General features: G+C 39.6%; 24 protein-coding genes. 23 read left to right on the plus strand and 1 reads right to left on the minus strand.

What is annotated here, in order from left to right:
* The first annotated feature begins 124 nt into the window (after positions 1-124).
* The 21 genes from folE (at position 125) to ypjB (ending at position 17795) form a co-directional block, all read left to right on the plus strand.
* Positions 125-691 (plus strand): GTP cyclohydrolase I FolE, encoded by a 567-nt coding sequence (gene folE / locus ACIQCO_RS14375; protein WP_400429663.1) that lies wholly within the window; start codon positions 125-127, stop codon positions 689-691.
* Between the two features lie 35 nt (positions 692-726).
* A complete protein-coding gene (mtrB, locus tag ACIQCO_RS14380) occupies positions 727-963 on the plus strand; it encodes a trp RNA-binding attenuation protein MtrB (protein WP_024030638.1) in 237 nt (78 codons plus the stop codon).
* Positions 964-1157: 194 nt separating this feature from the next.
* Positions 1158-1979, plus strand: a complete 822-nt coding sequence (locus tag ACIQCO_RS14385; RefSeq protein ID WP_400429666.1) for a heptaprenyl diphosphate synthase component 1 — start codon at positions 1158-1160, stop codon at positions 1977-1979.
* A gap of 6 nt (positions 1980-1985) precedes the next feature.
* The gene (locus tag ACIQCO_RS14390; RefSeq protein WP_400429668.1) at positions 1986-2690 is read left to right on the plus strand and encodes a demethylmenaquinone methyltransferase; all 705 of its coding nucleotides are present in this window, start codon (positions 1986-1988) and stop codon (positions 2688-2690) included.
* Between the two features lie 41 nt (positions 2691-2731).
* Positions 2732-3694, plus strand: coding sequence for a heptaprenyl diphosphate synthase component II (hepT, locus tag ACIQCO_RS14395; RefSeq protein ID WP_400429669.1), 963 nt, complete (start codon positions 2732-2734; stop codon positions 3692-3694).
* A gap of 94 nt (positions 3695-3788) precedes the next feature.
* Positions 3789-4235, plus strand: coding sequence for a nucleoside-diphosphate kinase (gene ndk / locus ACIQCO_RS14400; RefSeq protein WP_024030642.1), 447 nt, complete (start codon positions 3789-3791; stop codon positions 4233-4235).
* A gap of 167 nt (positions 4236-4402) precedes the next feature.
* The gene (gene aroC / locus ACIQCO_RS14405) at positions 4403-5575 is read left to right on the plus strand and encodes a chorismate synthase (RefSeq protein WP_400429830.1); all 1173 of its coding nucleotides are present in this window, start codon (positions 4403-4405) and stop codon (positions 5573-5575) included.
* Positions 5575-6645: a 3-dehydroquinate synthase gene (gene aroB, locus ACIQCO_RS14410; protein WP_400429671.1), complete on the plus strand. Its 1071-nt coding sequence runs from the start codon at positions 5575-5577 to the stop codon at positions 6643-6645. The genes aroC and aroB overlap by 1 nt, the downstream gene beginning before the upstream one ends.
* Positions 6646-6662: 17 nt before the next feature.
* Positions 6663-7034: a chorismate mutase gene (aroH, locus tag ACIQCO_RS14415; protein WP_400429673.1), complete on the plus strand. Its 372-nt coding sequence runs from the start codon at positions 6663-6665 to the stop codon at positions 7032-7034.
* 51 nt (positions 7035-7085) lie between these two features.
* A complete protein-coding gene (gene hisC / locus ACIQCO_RS14420; protein WP_400429675.1) occupies positions 7086-8174 on the plus strand; it encodes a histidinol-phosphate transaminase in 1089 nt (362 codons plus the stop codon).
* 36 nt (positions 8175-8210) lie between these two features.
* A complete protein-coding gene (locus ACIQCO_RS14425; RefSeq protein ID WP_400429677.1) occupies positions 8211-9317 on the plus strand; it encodes a prephenate dehydrogenase in 1107 nt (368 codons plus the stop codon).
* A gap of 26 nt (positions 9318-9343) precedes the next feature.
* Positions 9344-10633, plus strand: a complete 1290-nt coding sequence (gene aroA / locus ACIQCO_RS14430) for a 3-phosphoshikimate 1-carboxyvinyltransferase (protein ID WP_400429680.1) — start codon at positions 9344-9346, stop codon at positions 10631-10633.
* Positions 10634-10737: 104 nt separating this feature from the next.
* Positions 10738-11634 (plus strand): hypothetical protein, encoded by an 897-nt coding sequence (locus tag ACIQCO_RS14435; protein ID WP_400429683.1) that lies wholly within the window; start codon positions 10738-10740, stop codon positions 11632-11634.
* A gap of 26 nt (positions 11635-11660) precedes the next feature.
* Complete coding sequence (locus ACIQCO_RS14440; RefSeq protein WP_400429686.1) at positions 11661-12926, plus strand: tetratricopeptide repeat protein; 1266 nt, start codon at positions 11661-11663, stop codon at positions 12924-12926.
* 32 nt (positions 12927-12958) lie between these two features.
* Positions 12959-13525 carry a ReoY family proteolytic degradation factor gene (locus tag ACIQCO_RS14445; RefSeq protein WP_400429688.1) on the plus strand — a complete coding sequence of 189 codons (567 nt, stop codon included), beginning with the start codon at positions 12959-12961 and terminating at the stop codon, positions 13523-13525.
* 104 nt (positions 13526-13629) lie between these two features.
* Complete coding sequence (locus tag ACIQCO_RS14450; protein WP_400429690.1) at positions 13630-14088, plus strand: YpiF family protein; 459 nt, start codon at positions 13630-13632, stop codon at positions 14086-14088.
* Positions 14089-14235: 147 nt separating this feature from the next.
* Positions 14236-14742: a QcrA and Rieske domain-containing protein gene (locus tag ACIQCO_RS14455; protein WP_066089270.1), complete on the plus strand. Its 507-nt coding sequence runs from the start codon at positions 14236-14238 to the stop codon at positions 14740-14742.
* A 3-nt stretch (positions 14743-14745) separates the two neighbouring features.
* A complete protein-coding gene (gene qcrB / locus ACIQCO_RS14460) occupies positions 14746-15420 on the plus strand; it encodes a menaquinol-cytochrome c reductase cytochrome b subunit (protein WP_024030495.1) in 675 nt (224 codons plus the stop codon).
* A gap of 61 nt (positions 15421-15481) precedes the next feature.
* Complete coding sequence (locus ACIQCO_RS14465; protein WP_400429693.1) at positions 15482-16267, plus strand: menaquinol-cytochrome c reductase cytochrome b/c subunit; 786 nt, start codon at positions 15482-15484, stop codon at positions 16265-16267.
* Between the two features lie 59 nt (positions 16268-16326).
* Positions 16327-16920 carry a lipoprotein heptaprenylglyceryl N-acetyltransferase LhaT gene (gene lhaT / locus ACIQCO_RS14470; protein WP_400429696.1) on the plus strand — a complete coding sequence of 198 codons (594 nt, stop codon included), beginning with the start codon at positions 16327-16329 and terminating at the stop codon, positions 16918-16920.
* Between the two features lie 77 nt (positions 16921-16997).
* On the plus strand, positions 16998-17795 hold the full coding sequence (gene ypjB, locus ACIQCO_RS14475) for a sporulation protein YpjB (RefSeq protein ID WP_400429699.1): 798 nt from the start codon (positions 16998-17000) through the stop codon (positions 17793-17795).
* Between the two features lie 43 nt (positions 17796-17838).
* Here the strand turns inward: ypjB and ACIQCO_RS14480 are convergent, their stop codons facing one another.
* Positions 17839-18711 (minus strand): YitT family protein, encoded by an 873-nt coding sequence (locus ACIQCO_RS14480; protein WP_400429702.1) that lies wholly within the window; start codon positions 18709-18711, stop codon positions 17839-17841.
* 200 nt (positions 18712-18911) lie between these two features.
* Here ACIQCO_RS14480 and ACIQCO_RS14485 point away from each other — a divergent pair, with 200 nt between their 5' ends.
* Together ACIQCO_RS14485 and dapB are read left to right on the plus strand one after the other, a co-directional pair.
* A complete protein-coding gene (locus tag ACIQCO_RS14485; RefSeq protein WP_400429704.1) occupies positions 18912-19250 on the plus strand; it encodes a nucleotide pyrophosphohydrolase in 339 nt (112 codons plus the stop codon).
* A 5-nt stretch (positions 19251-19255) separates the two neighbouring features.
* Complete coding sequence (dapB, locus tag ACIQCO_RS14490; protein WP_400429707.1) at positions 19256-20059, plus strand: 4-hydroxy-tetrahydrodipicolinate reductase; 804 nt, start codon at positions 19256-19258, stop codon at positions 20057-20059.
* Positions 20060-20070: the final 11 nt, after the last annotated feature.

A 20070-nucleotide genomic window follows, 5' to 3' on the forward strand; every position in this document is an offset into this window, starting at 1 on the left:
GTCTTATGCTTGTCGGCCCTGATCAAGGCGCTTCCGCTTTAATTTTTTGCCTGCACGGAAACGATTGTGCTAATATGTATTTGTCATCTATACATGACAGATATACGCCTAGGAGGAATTTAGTATGTCAGAAGTGAATCGTACCCAAATTGAAGAGGCGGTACGTCTAATATTAGAAGCAATTGGTGAAGACCCAAACCGTGAAGGATTACTTGATACACCAAAACGAGTGGCAAAAATGTATGAAGAAGTTTTTAGCGGCTTAAACGAGGATCCAAAGCAGCATTTTGAGACGATTTTTAGTGAAGACCACGAAGAGTTAGTCCTGGTTAAAGATATTCCTTTTTATTCAATGTGTGAACATCATCTCGTCCCTTTCTTTGGAAAAGCACATGTAGCCTATATTCCGCAAAATGGGCGAGTTACTGGCTTAAGTAAACTTGCAAGAGCCGTAGAAGCCGTTGCCAAAAGACCGCAGCTGCAAGAAAGAATTACCTCAATGATTGCAGACAGCATGATGGAGAAGTTAGATCCCCATGGGGTCATGGTGGTGGTCGAAGCAGAGCATATGTGCATGACGATGCGCGGCGTTAAAAAGCCTGGCTCCAAAACAGTTACCACTGCTGTTCGCGGAGTGCTTGCAGACGATGCAATTGCCAGGTCAGAAGTGCTTTCGTTAATAAAATATTAGTTCCGATTATTTCAAATAAATTTGGAGTGGATTAAATGGAAAAGCGCAACCAGCAAAATAGTGATTTTGTGGTCATAAAGGCAATTGATGATGGAGTCAGTGTGATTGGATTAACAAGAGGAACCGATACAAAATTTCATCACTCAGAAAAACTGGATAAGGGAGAAGTGCTTATTGCTCAATTTACAGAGCATACATCGGCAATTAAAATTAGGGGAAATGCGAAAATACTTACTCAATTTGGTGAAGTAGAAAGTGAAATGAAGAAATAATAAGGTGTTTATTTCCTGTAGGCGGAATGTAATTATTTTATGAATTCCTGCCCATTAAATATCTTTTGTGATATAATGGTGACTGCCTTGCTTATAGGATTTGGGAGAAAAGGCCCTTATTGAATGGCAAGAATTTTACTTATTAACTTGGGAAATAAGAATACATATAGACATAATACTTTGGGGAAGCAAGGGTGATTAGATTGCCGGACATTCGACAAAAATTCATTAGTATTAGAGAGCAGGTCGAAAAGAAAGTTTTTGACTCTTACCTACTCGAATATATTGAAACTCCAATTATTGACGAAGATAAGCTTCTCATTCTTATCTCAATTATGGACCGCCTCGAATTGTCTTTTAACCAAATGCAAAACTATTGCCTTTCAACAATGCTGGTTCAAATTGCCCTTGATACTCATGAACATATTACGAATACGTCTGAAGTTGAAAAAGAACGGCAGTTGACGGTTCTTGCAGGAGACTATTTTAGCGGCATGTATTATAAACTGCTGGCAGATTCCAAGGATATCATGGTGATTAAGACCCTTGCAAAAGGGATTAAGGAAGTTAATGAACATAAAATCCTTGTCTATCAAAAGCAAACGGGCGGAATTGAAAAACTGATGACAAGTATTATGCAGATAGAAAGTTCATTATTTGAAAGGCTTGCTGAATATTTTAAAGTGGATTTATGGAATGGGTTTCTTAGCAATCTTCTATTTTTTAAACGTTTGCTTACAGAAAGAAAGCAATTTATTCATACGGGGAACTCAATCATATTCGAGGTGTTAATGAGGGATATTTATCCAAAGGGTGAATTGAAATTAGCGGATATTTCCATTGAGCTTCGTGATCAATTATTAATGATTTGTGACAGCTATCTTGACCAATCCAAACAAGTCATTGAAAAAGGAATTCAACAACTTCCATATTTAAATGATTATTTAGAGAAGAGAATTTCTTTTCTTATCAGTCAGCATCAGCCAATTGCAAAAACTTTTGTGGAAGAAGGGTAATCAGAGATGCAGCAGTCGAAAGAAGAACGAGTTCATGATGTTTTTGAAAAAATATCCGATAGCTATGATAAAATGAACTCTGTAATTAGTTTTCAACAGCATATCAAGTGGCGTAAAGACACCATGAAAAGAATGAATGTACAGCCTGGTTCAAAAGCACTCGATGTTTGCTGTGGGACGGCTGATTGGACGATTGCGTTAGCAGATGCCGTAGGCCCTTCCGGGAAAGTAACTGGGCTGGATTTTAGCCAGAATATGCTCAATGTAGGGATTGAAAAGGTTAAAGAGATAGGGCTAACCCAAGTTACATTGGTTCATGGCAATGCCATGGAGCTGCCTTTTGAAGATAACAGTTTTGATTATGTTACGATTGGTTTTGGATTGAGAAATGTACCGGATTACCTAAAGGTATTAAAAGAAATGCATCGCGTTGTAAAACCTGGCGGTATTGGTGTTTGTCTTGAGACTTCACAGCCTACATTAATTGGTTATAGACAGCTCTTTTATTTTTATTTCCGTTTTATTATGCCGATGTTCGGTAAATTATTTGCGAAGAGCTATAAAGAATATTCTTGGCTTCAGGAATCTGCACGTGATTTTCCAGGAATGAGAGAGCTTGCGCGCATGTTTGAACAGGCAGGCTTTGATAATGTAAAATACAAATCATATAGCGGCGGTGCAGCCGCGGTTCATATAGGTTACAAGAAATAGATGATGGAATGTAGACAGGATGAAAAGCTGGGTGAATACAAATGAAATTAAAAATGATGTATTCATTTTTGAATTCGGATATTAATATAATCGAGAAAAAACTAGAAGAGACAATCCAGGCGGACTCTCTTCTTTTGAAACAAGCTTCTATGCATACCTTACAAGCCGGAGGAAAAAGAATTCGTCCTGTTTTTGTTTTGCTCGCTGGTAAATTTGGTCATTATGATATTAATGTGATGAAAAATGTGGCGGTAGCTCTTGAACTAATCCATATGGCTTCCCTTGTTCATGATGATGTTATCGATGATGCAGACCTGCGCAGGGGACAGCCGACGGTCAAAGCTAAATGGGATAACAAAATTGCCATGTATACGGGTGACTTTGTTTTTGCCCTTGCCCTGGAATTGATGGCCAACCTGGACCGAGCTGAGGCTCATAAAATTTTAGCAGATACAATGGTTGAAGTAACGGTTGGTGAAATTCAGCAAATCAGGGACAAGTACCGCTTTAATCAAAATCTCCGCGATTATTTGCGAAGAATAAAAAGAAAAACGGCCTTACTGATTGCTGCAAGCTGCCAGATAGGGGCAATCGCTGCTGATGTAGACGAGGCCATCCATAGGAAACTTTACCGTTTCGGATATTATGTGGGGATGTCATTCCAAATAACGGATGATATTTTAGATTTTGTGGCAAAGGAAGAAGAACTCGGAAAGCCTGCAGGCAGTGACCTTTTGCAAGGGAATATTACGGCCCCAGCCCTTTTCGCCTTGGAAAATGCAGCAAACCGCATTGAAATTGAAAAGGTTCATGAGAAAATGGAATCCGCGGATATTCAAAGAATTATTACCCTCATTAAGCAGTCGGGTGCGATTGAAAAATCGGTTGACCTTAGTGATCGCTATCTAAGTAAGGCCCTAGCTATTTTAGAGGAATTACCGGCCAATAAAGCGAAAAAGACTCTCAAAGACATCGCCAGATTCATCGGGAGAAGAAAATATTAATCACCTTGCGAAATATTCGAAAAAATGATACCATTTTCCATGGCTTGTTCTTGAGCTAATAATCAATATACATAAAGATGTAGGAGTGGAATTCATGGAAAAAACATTTTTAATGGTAAAGCCTGACGGAGTTCAACGTAATTTAATTGGTGAAGTGGTTGCTCGTTTTGAAAAAAAGGGGTTTCAGCTAGTCGGAGCTAAATTAATGAGTATTCCTAAGGAGCTTGCCGAAGAACATTATGGTGAGCATAAGGAACGGCCGTTTTTCGGTGAATTAGTTGATTTCATTACCTCTGGTCCAGTATTTGCAATGGTATGGCAAGGAGAAAATGTGATTGCAACTGCTCGCCAAATGATGGGTGCTACTAATCCGAAGGATGCAGCACCTGGTACCATTCGCGGTGATTTTGGACTAACGGTAGGTAAGAATGTCATTCACGGTTCTGATTCACCTGTAAGTGCAGAGCGTGAAATTGGCTTGTTCTTTAAAGATACTGGGGTTGTTGAGTATTCCAAATTAGTTAACGAATGGATTTATTAATTTGCAAAGAAAAGGCACTTGTATAGTTATTATACAAGTGTCTTTTTTGATATCGATTACAAAAAATTTATCTTGCTTTTCTGAATAGTTATACTAGGTTTATTGTAAATGATATGATATATTGATACATAATTCTTTAATGAGTTGAAGGGGGAAAGAGGATGGGAATGAGATACTTAACAGCAGGTGAATCCCATGGTCCGCAGCTTACAACAATTTTAGAGGGCCTGCCGGCGGGTATGCCGCTTGAAGCTGCGGATATAAACGAGGAGCTTGCCAGACGGCAAAAAGGCTATGGACGCGGGAGACGAATGCAGATTGAGAAGGATACTGCTGAAATTGTTTCAGGTGTTCGTCATGGCTACACACTTGGATCTCCGATTGCCTTAGTGGTCAAAAACAACGATTGGAAGCATTGGACAAATATAATGGGCATTGAAGCCGTTGAAGCAGGACAAGAGGATGAAATAAAACGGAAGGTAACCCGTGCCAGGCCTGGCCACGCTGATCTAAACGGAGCGATTAAATACGGACATCGTGATATGCGAAATGTGCTTGAGCGGTCGTCTGCACGTGAAACAACCGTTAGGGTGGCAGCTGGTGCCGCAGCCAAGAAACTTTTATCGTTAGTGGGGGTCGATCTTGTCGCCCACGTCGTTGAAATCGGCGGAGTCAAAGCAAACGTTGACAGCACGTTACCATTGCAAGCTTTAAAAGAACGGACGGAAAAATCACCGGTACGGACCTCAGACCAAAATGTAGAGCAAGAAATGATGACAGCGATTGATGAAGCGAAGAAAAACGGTGATTCAATTGGCGGTGTCGTGGAAGTGATTGCCACTGGGATGCCGGCAGGTATTGGAAGTTATGTTCATTATGATCGTAAATTGGATGGAAAATTAGCAGCTGCTATTATGAGTATAAATGCGTTTAAAGGAGTAGAAATTGGAATTGGCTTTGAGGCAGCCAGGAAGCCTGGAAGCGAAGTTCATGATGAAATCGCCTGGGAACAAGGAAAGGGGTACTATCGCAAAACAAATCGGCTTGGAGGATTTGAAGGCGGAATGACGACAGGGATGCCGATTGTTGTCCGAGGCGTGATGAAACCGATTCCGACATTATATAAACCATTGATGAGTGTGGATATAGAAACAAAAGAGCCGTTTGCTGCCAGTATTGAGCGTTCTGACAGTTGCGCCGTTCCTGCAGCTGCCGTTGTTGCTGAAAGTGTTGTCGCATGGGAGCTTGCGAACGCTCTCGTCGAACAATTTTACAGCGACCGCTTTGAGACCTTTGCAGAAGAAATCAAGAGAACTCGGGAATATGCGAGGGAGTTTTAATGGATACGATCCACATCCAAACAGTGTCGAAAAAATATTATGTTTTTGTCGGAAAAGGTGTGAGGAACGAGCTGGGCACCTTTTTAGCTAATCATTTTCCGGACCTTACCAGAATATTAATTATTACAGATGAAACGGTTGCTAAGCTTCATCTTGAAAAATTACAGCTCGCGCTAAAATCGTGGGAGCCGATTATTTACAGAGGACCCAGCGGTGAAAAGACGAAAACCTTTGAAGTTTATTATGATGCCCTTTCAACCGCCCTTGAAAATCATCTCGACCGTAAATCTGTGGTTCTTTCATTTGGTGGTGGAGCGGTAGGGGATTTATCAGGCTTCGTTGCCTCCTCCTTTATGAGAGGAATCCCTTTTATCCAGGTCCCGACTACTATTTTAGCACATGATAGTTCCGTTGGCGGGAAGGTTGCGATCAATCACCCGCTTGGGAAAAATATGATTGGGGCATTTTATCAGCCTGAAGCCGTTTTTTACGATTTAGAGCTGTTAACTACACTGCCTGAACATGAAATCCGTTCCGGATTTGCGGAAGTGATTAAACATGCACTGATTTCTGATGCCAGATTCTATGAATGGCTGCGAAATAATATTGATGACCTTAATTTAATCACCCTGGATCAACTATCTTATTTGTTAATAAAAGGGATTAAGATTAAAAATGAGTTTGTTAGTCAGGATGAAAGAGAGACGGGAATTCGGGCTTACTTAAACTTGGGTCACACGCTAGGGCATGCGATTGAATCAGAAATGGGTTATGGAAATTTTACTCATGGGGAAGCTGTAATGATTGGGCTGATTTTTGCTTTGAAATTAAGTAAAAAGCTACTGGGTCTATCCTTCAATTTAGAAGAATTTATAGAATGGGTAGAAAAGCTAGGCTATATTACAAAAATTCCAGGTCAACTATCCTTTGAAAAATTAGTAAGCAAAATGAAACAAGATAAAAAGTCGGTTGGTGATTCGATTCGATTTGTGCTACTAGAGCAATTGGGACAACCGAAGCTTCAGAAAATATCGGAAACCATTTTATTAGATGAACTTAAACGTTTTTAACAAGGAGGATTTTTCTTATGATCAGAGGGGTGAGGGGAGCCACGACGGTTAATAGCAATACAGAGGAAGCGATTATTCCTGCCACCAAAGAACTTCTGGCAAAATTAATTGAAGTTAATCAGATTAAGCCTGATTCAGTTGCATCCGTATTTATCTCAACTACTGAAGATATTGATGCCGCCTTTCCGGCTAAAGCATTGCGGACATTTACGGGCTGGACTTACGTACCGGTCATGTGCATGCGGGAAATGCAGGTTCCTCATTCATTGAACATGTGTGTCAGAATTATGATACATGTAAATACCGATCTTTCCCAAGAAGAAATAATTCATGTTTATTTAAAAGAAGCTAAGGTACTTAGACCAGACTTAGGTAATAGTTTGCCATAGTGAAAGAATCTCTTTTCATTTTGGCTAAGAAATATTGAAAGGGTGGAGAAAATGAGATGGAAAGAGCAATTATTGACACTTACACCGTATCAGCCGGGAAAGTCAATTGATGCTGTCAAAAAACAATTTAATCTGGAGAACATTGTCAAGCTTGCTTCCAATGAAAACCCGTTTGGCTGTTCACCTGGGGTACTTGAGGTCCTGCAAACAAACCTTTCGCGGTTGGCTATTTATCCTGACGGCTATGCCACTCAATTAAGAGAGGAGCTTTCTGGATTTTTGAATGTTGATGAGGAAGAACTCATTTTAGGGAATGGTTCAGATAACCTTATCCAAATTATTTCAAGATCGCTGCTCCATCCTAATGCAAGTACGATTATGGCCGCTCCAACATTCTCGCAATACAAACACAACGCCGTCATCGAAGGAGCAGTCGTTAAGGAATTACCTTTAATCAATGGTGAACATGATTTGGAGGCAATGCTTGCGGCTATAGACGAACAGACAAATGTTATTTGGCTTTGCAGCCCAAATAACCCAACTGGTACATATATTCCGGAAAATAAATTAATTCCGTTTTTAGATAAAGTTCCTCGGCATATCCTTGTCGTTCTCGATGAAGCTTACTATGAATATGTAGTAGCTGAAGATTATTATGATTCCATCGAGTTAACACGGAAGTATGAAAATTTAATTGTTCTTCGAACCTTTTCGAAAATCTATGGAATGGCTGCCTTAAGGGTCGGCTATGGGGTAGGAAATCGAGCAATTATAAAAGCACTTGAGCCAGTAAGAGAGCCATTTAATGTTAATTCATTAGCGCAGATGGGAGCAATTGCGGCAATCAAGGACCAAGAATTTGTCGAAGGTTGCAAGGAGAAAAACAGACAGGGTCTATCACAATTTTATGATTTTTGCGAACAAAACCAATTGTACTATTATCCATCACAAACTAATTTTATTTTAATTGATATGAAAGTTGACGGGGATGAGGTTTTTCAATTTTTACAAGAGAAAGGCTATATTGTCCGCTCCGGTAAAGCGCTTGGTTTCCCAACTGCTGTAAGAATTACCGTTGGATCATCTGAACAAAATGAAGGTGTACTACAAGCATTAAGCGAATTTCTTGGTAGGAACTAATCAGAGATGCTTTTTGATCAATTGGGGGAATATTCTTTGAAAGGCCGTGTTATTGTAATTGGCTTAGGATTAATCGGCGGTTCCTTGGCATTATGTATCAAGAAGGAACATAACGAAGCTACGATAGTTGGATTTGATATTAATAAAGAACAGTCTAGACTGGCAAAAATGCTGGGTGTCATTGATGAAATAGCGGAAACCATTGAGGATGGTGCAATCGATGCCAATTTAATCATTATTGCTGCACCTGTAAACGAAACGAAAGAAATTCTTCAGATGCTGGCTAAACTGCCCCTTCATCCAGACGTAATTATTACCGATACAGGCAGTACTAAACGGAAAATAGTCGAAAGTACCGCCAGCTTGAAGGAACGGGGAATCACTTTTATTGGCGGGCATCCAATGGCTGGTTCGCATAAAAGTGGGGTTTCAGCTGCAAAAGAAATATTATTTGAAAATGCCTTTTATTTGTTAACACCAGATGAGCAGATTGAGGAAGCGAAAGTAGAACAATTAAAAGGCTGGTTACTGGGGACAAAGGCAAAGTTTTTGACGATTACGCCTGAAAATCATGACTATCTTACAGGGATTGTCAGCCATTTCCCGCATATCATTGCTGCCTCCATCGTTCGGCAGACAGAAAGACTTTCCGAAGCGGAAAGTCTCATCCCACGCCTGGCTGCAGGGGGATTTAGGGATATTACTCGAATTGCCTCAAGTAGTCCGGAAATGTGGAAGGATATTTTGCTGCACAACCGTGAGATATTAATCGAGCTGCTAAATCAATGGCAGGAAGAAATGAAGGGTGTTAAAATCCTGCTGGAAAATGAAAATAGTTCGGCAATCTTTAATTATTTCAACCAGGCAAAACAATTTCGTGACGGGCTGCCAATGAAAGAAAAAGGAGCAATCCCTGCCTTTTATGATTTGTTTGTTGATGTACCTGATTATCCGGGCGTGATTTCTGAAATAACAGGGTATTTAGCAAAAGAAAAAATCAGCATTACCAATATTCGCATCTTAGAAACTAGAGAAGATATAAATGGAGTTTTGGTTATTAGTTTTCAAACGGAAGAGGATCGGCAGCGGGCAGAACGTTGTATTGATACTTATTCCAGCTTTGCCACATCTATTGGTTCATAAAATGATTTTAAAAAAGGTGATTTTTTATGGCGTCATTAAAACTTAAGACAAATATAAATCGGTTATTTGGTGAGCTAACCATTCCTGGAGATAAATCGATCTCGCACAGGTCCGTCATGTTTGGTTCGATTGCCTTTGGTGAAACAAGGGTAACTAATTTCCTTCCCGGTGATGATTGTTATAGTACGATATCATGTTTTCGAAAGCTTGGGGTTTCCATCGAGGAAGAAGAAAATGAGCTTCGCATCTTTGGTAATGGGTTTGAGGGTTTAACTGAACCTGATGAAGTTTTGGACGTTGGCAATTCCGGAACAACCATTCGTTTATTAATGGGGATACTTGCTGGAAGACCGTTTTTCTCCACTCTTATTGGTGATGACTCAATCGGAAAAAGGCCAATGACCAGAGTCACGGCCCCTTTAACCAATATGGGTGCTAAAATTGATGGAAGAAAGAACGGTGCCTATACGCCCATCTCTCTTCGTGGCAAGCGATTAACACCGATTAACTATCAACTGCCGGTAGCTAGTGCCCAGGTGAAGTCAGCGATACTCCTAGCGGGACTGCAAGCTGATGGGGTAAGTACCATCCACGAGCCAGCACAAACCCGGGATCATACCGAAAGAATGATTCGTAAATTCGGCGGTGAAATTACAACGGATAACCAATTGATTTCGGTTAAAGGCGGACAAAAGCTTCATGCTGCTACGGTCCATGTTCCTGGTGACATTTCCTCAGCTGCCTTTTTTCTTGTCGCCGGTGCCGTTGTGCCTAACAGTGAAATTGATTTGAAAAATGTTGGCTTAAATCCAACACGAACAGGAATTATTGAGGTCATGAAGAAAATGGGTGCGGATTTGCAGATTGTTCAGAAGGATGAGAACGGATTTGAACCATTTGGTGACCTCATTATTAAAACCTCCGCACTTAAGGGAACTGTTGTAGAAGGCGATTTAATCCCAAAACTCATAGATGAGATTCCAATCATTGCCTTACTGGCAACGCAAGCTGAAGGGAAGACAATCATTAAAGATGCGGAAGAATTAAAGGTAAAAGAGACGAATCGAATTGATACCGTTGTCCAAGAACTAAAAAAATTAGGGGCTTCGATTGAGGCAACGAATGACGGGATGATTATCCATGGACAATCGCAGCTCAAAGGCGGAACTGTTTCAAGTCATGGTGATCATCGGATTGGGATGATGCTTGCCATCGCTGCCCTTCTATGTGATCAAGAGGTCATCCTAGAGAATCCTGAAGCAATCTCCGTTTCCTACCCGAACTTTTTTAACCATATAAATAACCTCGCTAAGTAAAAGCTGCCCTATGTGCAGCTTTTACTTTTTGGTAACGGACTAAGTCATAGTTTCTGACATTAGTGCATAGCTTGTCTTAAAGAAGGAAAGCGGGTGGTCAGACAATGTATATCATTGAAAATGCCAACATCCTTAAAGACAGGAAATTAACTACATGTTCGCTTTTAATTTCAGAAGAACGAATAACCAAAATTCAAACTAGTTTTAATCATTATCGGGTGATGAAAATGAATGTTGAACCCTTTATTATGACCCCATCTTTTGTCCTTTTTAATTCCAAAATTCCTTATAAAGAATCCTTTCAGGAATTGAAAAATTATTTAATTGACCAATTTTTGAAGAAAGGAGGTACAACCTTATTTACATATGTTGATGTTTCCTACGAAAATGAATTAACAGAAAAATTCAAGAAAATAAAAACAGCGCTGGTGGGGTGTCCTGTTGACTTTATCATCGGGATAAGAATCCCAATACGCTTAATTACTCCGAGTCTAATGAGAATTTGTAAGAAAGAAAAAATCCCAGCAATCTTTGTTGAACTAGAGGATCCAGGTCAATTGGAAAATGTGCCATGGGGATGGATAAGGGAAGCCATATTCCCGTTTAACAGCCCCTTGATTCCAATAATTTCTTCCTATCAGAAGAAGGAAGCGAGGGCTGTTTTGTCGAAATGGAAAGGTATAATGGTAAAAGAAAAAATACCTGCAATTTATGAGGAAATAGAAGAAAACCAGCCATTGCCTGCCACAGTACTAAATAAGGTTGGTTTATTTCCACAAAAAGCAAGCCTGATGCAAGGGACGGAATTAAGCTATAACTTATATTTAAAAGGAAGAGAAATCAATAATGTTGATGAAGTCAATTTATTTCATTATCATGGTGATAGACTTGTAGTTACAGTTCACAAAGGAAAGATTGTTCGGACAGGGGCAAAGGTTTTATTTAAACCAGGATATGGAGAACATGTAAAGGTGCGAACCCCATCTTATTTTTCTTTGTAATTAAGGGGGAAAAGAGGTTAAAGCCAATGGATAGAGTAAATAAAATTATTAACATGTTAGAGCAGGGCCAACATAATGAAGCTTTAGATGAATATAATGTGATATTAAAAAGTGGTCTGCCCGAGGAAAAATTTCTCCTGGGAGAAGAATTATACCAATATGGATTTTTAGATGAAGCAAAGAAACTAATTGAAAACCTTCTGGAAATTTACCCTGAAGAAGGCGAACTTCTTGTCCTGCTGGGAGAAATATTAGTAGAAGCCGGAGAAGAGGAGGAAGCGATTCTTGTCCTGGAAAGAATTTCAGAACAGGATGCTAATTTTGCACAATCACTATTACTGTTAGCAGACCTTTATCAACTCCAAGGACTTTATGAAGTGTGTGAAAGAAAATTATTACAGGCAAAAAAAATATTGCCGGATGAAGTCATTATTGATTTTGCTTTAGGGGAGCTTTACGGAGAACTTGGTGAAATTGCCAAAGCAATGAATGCCTATGAAACGGTTTTAAGAGAAGAAAACGAAATGGCCGGCATTAATATACATGGGCGGATGGCAGACCTTTTAAGCGGATCAGGGGCTTTTGAGGAAGCGCTGGCTTACTATGATAAGGCGCTCGATGGAAAATTGGAGATAAACACATTATTCGGCTATGCATTTACAGCGCTGCAGGCAGGCTATAATCGAACTGCCATAGAAAAATTCAATGAATTAAAGACGCTTGATCCAGAATACCATTCACTCTATTTACATCTTGCTATCGGATATGAACGGGAAGAAGAGCTGGAAAACAGTTTACACGCAATCCAAGAAGGTATTAAACAGGATGAATTTAATAAAGAATTATTTTTCTACGGTGGGAAAACAGCGGTAAAACTCGGAAAAGATGCGGATGCCGAGCAATACTTCCGGGAGTCACTGGCCTTAGATCCGGGATTCACTGAAGCAGCGCTTATGTTAAATAAACTCTTTTTTCAACAGGAAAGATATGAGGATGTCCTTGAGTTAATTTCTCAACTAGACATTATTGAAGATGAGGAGCCCCAGATTTTATGGGATTCTGCGCTTAGTTTTCAAAAATTAGAGGAGTACTCACACGCATTAGACAAATATGAAAGTGCATATACTTTTTTTAAGAATAATGAAGCATTCTTGCTTGATTACGGATATTTTCTAATTGAGGAAGGAAAAACCGACCGAGCCGCCGAAATTTTTAAACAGCTGCTAATTGAGGATCCAACAAATGTTGAGTATATGGAAATGCTTGATCGTCTTACCGATGTAAAGGACTAAAAAAGCTGATTATGCAGAGGAGGGAAACTTTCATGGCAACCCCTGTTTCTGTCAACGAGAAGAAGGACTTTATTCGCTGGTTTTTAAATCATTATCAATTAAAAAGAAGAGAATGTGTTTGGATTCTCAATTATTTAATGAGCCACGACCAACTAATGGAAAAGGTTCATTTTGTTGAGCAAGCACAGTATTGTCCGCGTGGTTTGATTATGTCTACACATTGTGTGGATAAAGTGCCATTTCGTTTTTATAAAGAAAATGTGATGACAACGGATGCTGAAAAATCTTTCCATGATATTCGGCTCAATCGCGACGAGGATATATTTATTCAGTTAAACTTCCATGCTTCAAATCAAGCACATCAATATGCAGCGGTGCTTGAGGAAAACCCCTTTGTCCCAAAACATCTGCAAGTGAATGAAAAGGATGGAATCATTGCAGAACAATTGTTACAGCATAGTATTGAACGCTTTCAACGAGAAAAGCTGCTGCAATTAATTGATGAAGCACTTGATAACCAAGATCGTAAGGCATTTCGAATGCTAACAGAAAAATTAAATAAACTAACAATGGCAGAACAAAATGGAAGTTTGCGATAAGCATACTTCCTTTTGTTTTTTTTATAACTTTTACATTTTCTTTTTATAGTTATAGGAGATAATGGTATTATAGGAATAGTGAAGCAAAAAGGCAGGTGCGAAAAATGAAATGGATACCACAAGATATTGACACTTATTTAAATGCCAAGGAGTATGTGGATACGGCTGTTATTCCCATCTATTCAATTTCGTTTGGAGGTGAAATGAAGCAATCAGCCGCGGCTGCGGAATTTATCACGCTGTTAACAAGCCAGTTAGAAAGGCAGTTTACCGGGAGATTATTATTATTTCCTCCATTTACATATTTAAAAAATGAAAATAGTGAAAAAGTCTTGAATGATTTACAGAACTGGGAGGAAAATATCGTAAAAGGTGATTTTAAACACATATTTTACCTAACTTCCGATATAGAATGGAAAGCACATGAGGAGAAATTAGGCGGTGCATTAATTTGGCTTCCATCACTTCTGCTGGAGCAGATGACTGAATCCCAAAAGGTGGAAATAATTAATAGTCAAGTAAAACAGCTTTTAATTCTCTTTACGCAAAAATGGCAGGAATAAGGGTAAAACTATTTAGATTATATGTTTTTAAAATAGTATGATATTGACCTTGCCTGTAGATTGATATATCATTGTTATGTCCTAGTTTTATATGTGTTTAATAATTGTCCGCTGGACTTAACTTCGTGAATAGAGGGGGGGATAAGCATGAGTAAAGAACGCGTTTCAAGAAGGCAATTTTTAAGTTATACTTTAACAGGTGTGGGCGGCTTTATGGCTGCAGGGATGTTAATGCCAATGGTCCGATTTGCAGTGGATCCTGTTTTAAAGGCGGAAGCCGGTGGAGATTTTATTCCTACTCCGAAAAAGGTGTCGGAAATAACTAAAGAACCTGTTCGTGTTGACTTTAAATTTAAGCAAAAGGATGCCTGGTATGAGTCTGAAGTTACGGAAACTGCTTGGGTCTATAAGGATGATAATGGAAAAATTATCGCACTATCACCTGTATGTAAACACTTAGGCTGTACGGTTAACTGGAATACGGATAAAGAACATCCAGATCAATTCTTCTGTCCATGTCACTATGGCCGCTATACAAAAGACGGTACAAATGTTCCAAATACACCACCATTAGCACCGCTAGATGTATATCCATACAAAGAAAAAGATGGTTACCTATACTTAGGAAAAGCTAAACCACGGAAGGAGGCGTAATCATTGTTAAACAAAATTTACGACTGGGTCGATGAACGTTTAGATATTACGCCTTTGTGGCGCGATATCGCAGACCATGAAGTACCTGAGCATGTTAACCCGGCGCATCATTTTTCAGCGTTTGTATACTGCTTTGGCGGTCTGACATTCTTCGTAACAGTCATTCAAATTCTTTCTGGTATGTTTTTAACGATGTACTACGTACCGGATATTAAAAATGCATGGGAATCTGTTTATTATCTGCAAAATGAAGTTGCTTTTGGACAAATTGTACGTGGAATGCATCACTGGGGTGCAAGTTTAGTGCTTGTCATGATGTTTTTACATACATTACGCGTCTTCTTCCAGGGTGCTTATAAAAAGCCGCGTGAGTTAAACTGGATTGTCGGAGTACTTATTTTCTTCGTCATGCTTGGTTTAGGCTTTACCGGATACTTATTACCTTGGGATATGAAAGCGTTATTCGCTACCAAAGTTGGTCTGCAAATTGCTGAGGCTACACCGTTCATTGGTTCCTATGTTAAAGTATTATTAGCAGGTCATGAACATATTGTAGGTGCTCAAACATTAACCCGTTTCTTTGCAATCCACGTGTTCTTCCTGCCAGGAGCATTGCTCGGGCTAATGGGAGCTCACTTCATTATGATTCGTAAACAAGGTATTTCCGGACCGCTTTAAAATAAAGTTTAAGCTGTAAGTTTTTTCTAATCAATACGAAAAAAAGGAGGGGGATTGCTCAATGCATCGCGGTAAAGGTATGAAGTTCGTCGGTGACTCACGTGTACCAGCACCTGAATCACGTAAAACGATGCTTCCAAAAGATTACTCAGAATATCCTGGTAAAACAGAGGCATTCTGGCCTAACTTCCTTTTAAAAGAATGGATGATAGGTGCCGTTTTTCTTGTCGGCTATTTATGCCTAACAGTTGCACATCCGGCTCCGCTTGAAAGGATTGCGGATCCGACCGATACAGGTTATATTCCATTACCAGACTGGTATTTCTTGTTCTTATATCAATTGCTGAAATACACATATGCATCTGGCCCATATACGGTTATTGGAGCTATGGTCATTCCAGGACTCGCTTTTGGCGGCTTATTATTAGCACCGTTCCTTGATGTCGGACCGGAACGTCGTCCACTGAAGCGTCCGCTTGCAACATCATTTATGTTGTTGGCAATAGCAGCTACCGTATTTTTAACGTGGCAATCTGTTGCAACACATGACTGGGCCGCAGCTGAACGCCAAGGTAAAATCGTTGCGAAAGTAGATTTTGATAAAACAAGTGATGGCTACAAAATTGCAACTGATAATGCGTGTATTACCTGTCATGGTGATAGTTTTCAAGGCGGCGCTGGAGCACCAACATTAATTGGTACTGGCTTATCAGCTGAAGAAGTAGCAAAAATTGCTGTAGAAGGTAAAAAAGGCCCAGGCGGTACAATGCCTGCAGGGATTTTTAAAGGTAATGACGAACAGCTTAAAAAGCTATCTGAATTTATCGCAGAAATTGGTAAGAAATAATTAAATGATAAAAAGGCTGACGGGAATCGTCAGCTTTTTTATTGAAAAGGGGAGTATTTGTGCGCTTTATTTATCCTCTCTTGGCAAATAGGTCTATTCTCGGACTTTTACTCATTGTCAATATTGCCGGTACTGCTTACGGATATTATTGGTATGGGTGGCAGCTTAAAGAAACACCAGCCATTTTTCTCCCATTTGTTCCCGACAGTCCGACAGCAAGTTTATTTTTCGTTTTTGTCTTAATTGCTTTTTTGATGGGGAGAAACTGGCCTTTAATGGAAGCGCTTGCCATTGTGACCCTGTTTAAATATGGAATATGGGCAGTTGTCATGAATGTCCTCGTTTATTTCGTTGATGGGAAGCTTGATTGGATTGGCTATATGTTGATTTTTTCCCATTTTGCAATGGCTGTCCAAGGGTTATTGTATGCACCGTTTTACCGTTTTAAATGGTGGCATTTAATCGTAACAGCAATCTGGACGCTGCATAATGATGTAATTGATTACGTCTTTTTCATGCTGCCAAGTTACCATATGCTAGATGATTATATACCACAAATTGGCTATTTCACGTTTTGGCTGTCTATTCTTTCGATTGGACTTGCTTACTATTTCTCGATCCGTCCTAATCGATTTAAACTTGAAATAAAATAAGTTTGATTCTCTAATTAGTGGTCTAACCTTGTCCACCCCTACATACATTTTATTAGTAATGAAAGGGGGGACAAGGATTGTTGAAAATCAATTGGTTACTTTTATTTGCAATTATTATTATGCTCACTCCCATAACTGCAGTCGCCGAACAGCAATCGCCCATGGAGCGGCTCGATGATATTTCTGATGAAGCTCTCCAAATGGTGAAGTTTCATCGGTATGAAGATGCTAAAAAAATGCTTGATTATTTTTCTGACCAGTTCACGAGTATTTCTGGTATTACAAAGCCCTTATCTGTTGATGAAGTAAGAATTGTTCACACCTCGCATGATGAAGCGATGGAAGCAGCGGTTAGTCCCAACATGAAATATGAGGAAAGAATAAATAAATTAACTAAATTCCGGCTTGTTATTGATGCTATCGCGACAAGTCATCAACCCCTATGGACAGAAATGGAAGAGCAAGTGATGACCGCCTTTCATCAGGCGAAGGATGCAGCTATTAATGGTGATACCGCCCATTTTCATACCAATTTCAATAGCTTTTTATCCTTATACAATGTCATTTATCCGAGTATGAAAATAGATGTACCTGCAGAAACGATTCAAAGGCTGGATGCACGGATTGATTTTATTAACGAATATCGTTCGCAGGTTGTCAATAATGCAAAAAGCCAGCAGCAGCTGGAAGCCCTCGATACCGACTTGAAAAATCTTTTTGCCAATATGGCAGAAGATGAGGCAGATCCTTCACTGTGGTGGGTTATTATCTCAACAGGAAGCATTATTATCATGACATTATCCTATGTCGGCTGGCGCAAGTACCAAGGAGACAAAGGATGGAAAAAAGACCGCTCAAGAGATCACAAGGATTGATATAAGAAAAGCGCAAGCACTGCTGTCAGTGCGCTTGCGCTTTTTAATTTCCAATTGGCATTTTGTTTTCGTCAAGTGTAAAGCCTTCTCCGTGGACATCATGGACAACAGAAATCGATATAAATGCATGCGGATCTACGGAGGTAATCAAATTTTTCAAACGCATAATTTCGTTTTTAGCGACGACGCAATATAAAACTTCACGGTCACTCTTTGTATAGGATCCATATCCCCTTAATGCGGTAACTCCTCGTTCCATTTCATCCATAATTTTTGCGGCAATTTGTTCATTTTTCTCAGAAATAATCATCGCACCCCGGGCAGAATATGCACCTTCCTGCATGAAATCAATCACTCTTGCACCAACGAAGACAGCAACAAGTGTGTACATAGCTTGTTTATAATTTAGGTATGTAAACAATGAAAGAGCGATAACACAGGCATCAAAGATAAACATTGTCTTTCCCATGTTCCAACCTGCATATTTTTGGACGAGCCTTGCAATAATATCTACCCCGCCTGTCGTTCCTCCGAAACGGAAGATGACTCCTAAGCCAATCCCCGTGAAGACACCTGCAAACAAAGCAGCTAAGGTTAAATCGCTTTGCAGCGGCATATCAATCGAGTAACGCTGAAATATCCATAAAAAAATCGAAACCCCAACTGTTCCTAAAATGGTATATAAGAAAGCGTTCCGTCCTAATAACTTCCAGCCGATAAAAAATAAAGGGATATTAAGAAGCAAGTTTGTATAAGAAGGATCCCAATGGAGCAAGAAATAAAAAATCAAGGTAATTCCTGTGAACCCGCCTTCAGCCAGCTTATTCTGCATATTAAAATTGACTAGACCGAACGACATGATGGCTGCACCAAGCAGGATAAATAGAATATTCTTAATTTTAAGGCCAAATACCATAAACAGTCCTCCTCTACCATATATTTCTCTCTTGTGGCGGTTTTTATTATAGCGAATTAATTGCGCTAGGGCAATGAGATGAGAAAAAGAGGTGATAGAAACGAAAATATTTGTAAATCAACCCTAACTTAGCTAACATAAACATGAATAAATAACATTTATTAATGTGATATATGCAGTAGAAATGAGGTGTTGAGAAAATGACAGTACATAAGAAGACAATGAAGGACCTTCAGGCGGAAGTTGATGCCTACATAGGCCAATTCAAAGAAGGCTATTTTAGTCCTCTAGCAATGCTCGCAAGATTAACGGAAGAATTAGGAGAGTTAGCGAGAGAAGTAAACCATTATTACGGTGAAAAACCGAAGAAAACCAGTGAAACTGAAAAAGCTATTGAAGAAGAACTTGGCGATCTTCTGTTTGTTCTCATATGCATGGCCAATGCCTTAAAGATTGACATGGAAGATGCCCATAATTATGTCATGGATAAATTTAAAACAAGAGATTCAGACCGTTGGACAAGAATTGAGCAGGAGTGAATACGATGAATGAAATTAAAATAATCATTGCCGGTCCGCGTGGCAGGATGGGTACTGAAGCTGTAAAACTGGTAACCGCTGCAGATCATTTTAAACTAACCGCAGTCCTTGATCACAAGCATGATGGCATGATGTTAAGTGATGTAGCAGGGTTTCAATCTATTTCAAATGTACCAATCTATACTGATATTGAAAAATGCCTGCAAGAAGTAGAAGCAGACGTATTAATAGATTTAACCACACCCGAAGTAGGCATGTACCACGCCAAAACAGCATTGGTACATAATGTTCGCCCAGTTGTTGGCACAACTGGCTTTACAAAAGAAAATTTAGCGGAATTGGAAGCTATCTGCAGCGAAAAAGAATTAGGCTGCATCATTGCGCCAAACTTTGCAATCGGGGCCGTGCTGATGATGAAATTTTCGCAGATGGCTGCAAAATATTTTTATGATGTTGAAATTATCGAATTGCACCATGACCAAAAACTAGATGCACCATCCGGGACAGCAGTGAAAACAGCAGAGATGATTTCAGCTGTTAGAGAGACCAAAAAACAGGGTCACATCCATGAAAAAGAAACGCTAACAGGTGCAAGAGGGGCGGATTATGATGGGATGCATATTCATTCTGTCCGCTTGCCAGGACTCATCGCCCATCAGCAGGTTTTATTTGGCTCTGATGGTCAGACATTAACCATTCGCCATGATTCCTACAATCGTGCCTCCTTTATGTCAGGCGTGAGAGTAGCTGTCGAAACAGTAATGAAACAAAATAATTTTGTTTATGGACTTGAAAATATTTTAGATTAGGAGTCAAAATA

This window comes from Neobacillus sp. NPDC093127 (genome assembly GCF_044754175.1).
GTDB lineage: Bacteria > Bacillota > Bacilli > Bacillales > Cytobacillaceae > Neobacillus.